We start from the raw sequence: 238 nt of genomic DNA on the forward strand, positions 1-238 counted from the left end.
CGTCACGGCGACGTCCCAGGCATGGACGACGTAGTCCACGAGGTGGAACCCGACGGCGATCCGCCCCGGCCAGCCGCCGCCGGGGCCCCCGCGCAGCTCGGGCAGGGTGAACTCCCTTTCCATGACGCCCGGTCGGTCGAACGCGGCGAGCAGGTCGAGGGCGGCGGCGCGGTGCGCCCCGGCGGGATCCGCGGCGTCCGCGTCCTCGCGCCATCGCGCGAGCTCGTTTCCCTCGCCC

General features: G+C 76.5%; 1 pseudogene. It reads right to left on the reverse strand.

Annotated features, from left to right (window positions below):
• Window positions 1-238 (reverse strand): annotated as a pseudogene (locus tag G3I40_RS29240) (TIGR03086 family protein); the annotation flags it as partial.

This window comes from Streptomyces sp. SID14478 (assembly GCF_010548525.1).
GTDB lineage: Bacteria > Actinomycetota > Actinomycetes > Streptomycetales > Streptomycetaceae > Streptomyces.